Consider the following 3,206-nt stretch of genomic DNA (forward strand, 5'->3'; position numbering starts at 1 on the left):
GTGGCGCGCAGTGGGGGGCAGGAGCTTACGGGTGACCGTTGCGGGGTGACCTGGTGCTGTCTTCCCGGCAGTGGCAGGGAGGTTGCCGGTGTTTCTCGGCAGCCACACGCCGCGGCTGGATGACAAGGGGCGGCTGACCTTGCCCGCCAAGTTCCGTGACGAGTTGGAGGGGGGGCTTGTGATCACCAAGGGGCAGGAACGATGCCTGTACGTCTTTCCGATGGCGGAGTTCACCCGGATCAGCGAGTCCCTGCGCACCGCTCCGGTCACGGCGAAGGCGCTGCGCGACTACAGCCGAGTGTTCTTCTCCTCGGCTGCCGATGACGTACCGGACCGGCAGGGGCGGATCACCATTCCCGCCCCGCTGCGCACCTACGCGGGGTTGACGCGCGACTGCGTGGTCAACGGGGCGAACACCCGGGTCGAGATCTGGGACGCCCAACGCTGGCAGGCCTACCTGGAAGGCCAGGAGGAGAGCTTCGCCGAGCTGTCCGAGGAGGTCCTGCCCGGAGTCATCTGAGCTGCCCTGGGATCTCGCGATCCGGACGTCCGGCCCACGTGTTCCGGCCTACGCCCGCACCCTTGCCCTCCGGCCGCCCCTTCCCCGGCGGCCGGCGCGGTGGGGAGCATGCGGGGCTGGCCACGCCCGGCGATCCCGCGTGCGGATCCGCCGCATCGGCGATGCCCGCACGCCTTTGCTGGATACCGCCGCACCGGACGAGCCCGTCAGCACATCTGAAGACGAGGTCCACGAGCGGTCGAGGAGGCTCAGCACTGAACGCCACGCACACACCCGTGCTGACCGACCGCGTGCTGGAACTGTTAACCCCGGCCCTGAACAGGCCGGGAGCCGTGGTGGTGGACGCGACGGTGGGGTTGGGCGGGCATGCCGCCGCCCTGCTCGCGGCCTTCCCCGAAGTCCGCGTCGTCGGTCTCGACCGCGATCCCGACGCTTTGGCACACAGCGGTGAGCGGCTGGGCGCGCTCGCGCCCGAGCGGGTCCGGCTTGTCCACGCCGTCTACGACGAGATCGGCACGGTCCTCGCCGGGCTCGGGTGGCCGCAGGTGCAGGGCGTCCTGTTCGACCTCGGCGTCTCGTCCCTGCAGCTCGACACCGATGCGCGCGGCTTCGCCTACTCCCGGGACGCGCCACTGGACATGCGGATGGACGCCACCCGCGGCCGGACGGCCGCCGAGGTCCTCAACACCTACGGCGCCGTCGAGCTGGCGCGGATCCTGCGGCACTACGGCGAGGAGCGGTTCGCCCGCCGCATCGCGGAATCGGTCGTCCGGGCCCGCGCCGACGAGCCGTTCACCACGTCGGCGCGGCTGGTCGACCTCGTCCGCGACGCCATTCCGGCGCCGGCGCGGCGCACCGGCGGCAACCCGGCCAAGCGCACCTTTCAGGCCCTGCGCATCGAGGTCAACTCCGAGCTGGACGTGCTCGCCCGCGCGATGCCCGCCGCGTTCGACGCGCTGGCCGTCGGCGGCCGGCTCGTCGTGCTGTCCTACCACTCCCTCGAGGACCGGCTGGTGAAGCGGGAGCTGCGCGGCTACGCGGAGACGCTGGTGCCCCCGGACATGCCCGTGGTGCCGGCCGGTGCCGAGCCGCGGCTGCGCTGGCTCACCCGCGGCGCGGAACCGGCGAGCGAGGTCGAGAAGGCCGATAACCCGCGGGCGGCGTCCGTGCGGTTGCGGGCCGCCGAACGTACGGCTCCGAACCCGGACCGCGCCCAGCCCACCCCCGGAGGTGCATCGTGACCGCTCCCGCGCAGCCGCTTTCTCGAGCGGGGCGGGGCGGCGGTGGCCGTTCCGGTGGCCCGTCCACCGGAGCCCGGGCCGGTCGGGTGCCGGGCACCGCGGCAGTGCGTACCGCCGCGGCGACGGCTCCGGTTCTCGACCCTCCGCTGCGGCGGCCCCCCGCCCGGACGCGGCTCACGGTGGTCCGCCCGGCCCCGCCGGGTGCCCGCAAGGGACCTTTCGTCGTCCTGTTGCTGGTGCTGCTCGGTGCCGGTCTGCTGGGTCTGTTGGGGCTCAACCTCGCGTTGATGGAGAACTCGTTCCAGGAGAACACCTTGCGTAACCGGGCATCCGCCCTGGCGGATGAGGAGCAGTCGCTCGCGGTGCGTGCCGACCAGCTCTCCGACCCGGCGGCGTTGGCGAACCAGGTCAGCCGCTTCGGCCTGGTGCCCGGTGGGGTGCCCGAGTACCTCGCACCGGGCTCGCCGCTGCCGCCCGGCGCCAGGGTGCTGTCCCGGGAGCCGGGCAGTGGGTCGGTACTGGTGATCGTGCCCGCACCGGCCGGCCAGCAGCCCCCGCCCGGCGCGGGGACGACAGCCGGCGCAGGGACGACAGCCGGCGTGGATGCGGCAACCGGCGCAGGTACCACCGCGGCCGGCGCCGCGGGCACCGCCATCGGGGCGGAAACGACCCCGGCTGGTGCAGCGCCCGCTGCTGGGACCGCCACGACCGGCGGCGGAACGGTCGGCGCCTCGGCGGCCGGCGTGGCGGTGGGGTCGCAGCCGGCTTCGGGGACCGCCTCGGTGGCGGGTGCCGCCGGCAGCGGGTCGGGCACCGGGGTGCCGGCCGGCACGGAGACCTCGACCGGCGCCGTCGGCGCTGACCGGGGTGGGCCCGGGCAGTGAGTTCCACCCCCCCCGGCTCATCTCGCCGTGGGCGGGGCCGGCTACGACTGGTGACCCCGCCGCCGGCCTCCAGGCACGGAGGCCGGTTGCGCCGCGACGACGATTCGGATCACGGCCAGGTGAATGACCGGGATTACGACGACCCCGGCCGCCCACGCGGCCGATCCGGCCAGCGGGCGGATCGAGCCCGAGGCGCGCAGGAGTATCCGCGGGCGCGCCGAGGCGACCCGGGCGGGAGCAGCACGACCCGGAACAGCACCGCGCGAGGCGGTGCGACCCGGAACAGCACCGCGCGAGGCGGCACTGCGCGAGGCGGCACTGCGCGAAGTGGTACGGCGCGAGGTGGTACGGCGCAGGGACGCGGCCAATCGCGCACCGCCCGCGGCTATGAGGGCCGTTACCGCGACCGGGACGACCTCGACCTCGACGACTACGACTACGACGGGGTCGACGACTTCCATGACGTCGACGGCCTCGACGGCGCCGTGGAGCAGGGGCGGCGCGTCTACCGGCCGGGAGGGACGCCCCGCGGGTCCGGTGCCGGGCGGGGGCGGGCCGCTC

Annotated in this window: 4 protein-coding genes; all 4 read left to right on the plus strand. The window is 74.4% G+C overall.

Annotation, left to right across the window (positions count from 1 at the left end; translation table 11 throughout):
• Positions 1–88 precede the first annotated feature (88 nt).
• Positions 89–520: a division/cell wall cluster transcriptional repressor MraZ gene (gene mraZ, locus NBZ85_RS29370; RefSeq protein ID WP_261557469.1), complete on the plus strand. Its 432-nt coding sequence runs from the start codon at positions 89–91 to the stop codon at positions 518–520.
• A gap of 254 nt (positions 521–774) precedes the next feature.
• Complete coding sequence (rsmH, locus tag NBZ85_RS29375; RefSeq protein WP_261557479.1) at positions 775–1,761, plus strand: 16S rRNA (cytosine(1402)-N(4))-methyltransferase RsmH; 987 nt, start codon at positions 775–777, stop codon at positions 1,759–1,761.
• Entirely contained in the window at positions 1,758–2,645 is an 888-nt protein-coding gene (gene ftsL, locus NBZ85_RS29380; protein WP_261557470.1) for a cell division protein FtsL, read from the plus strand. Before rsmH ends, ftsL begins: the two co-directional genes overlap by 4 nt.
• A 119-nt stretch (positions 2,646–2,764) precedes the next feature.
• Positions 2,765–3,206, plus strand: a 442-nt coding sequence (locus tag NBZ85_RS29385; RefSeq protein ID WP_498041275.1) for a hypothetical protein, incomplete at its 3' end; no start/stop codon positions are given.

Source organism: Frankia tisae (assembly GCF_025403405.1).
Classification (GTDB): Bacteria; Actinomycetota; Actinomycetes; order Frankiales; family Frankiaceae; genus Frankia; species Frankia tisai.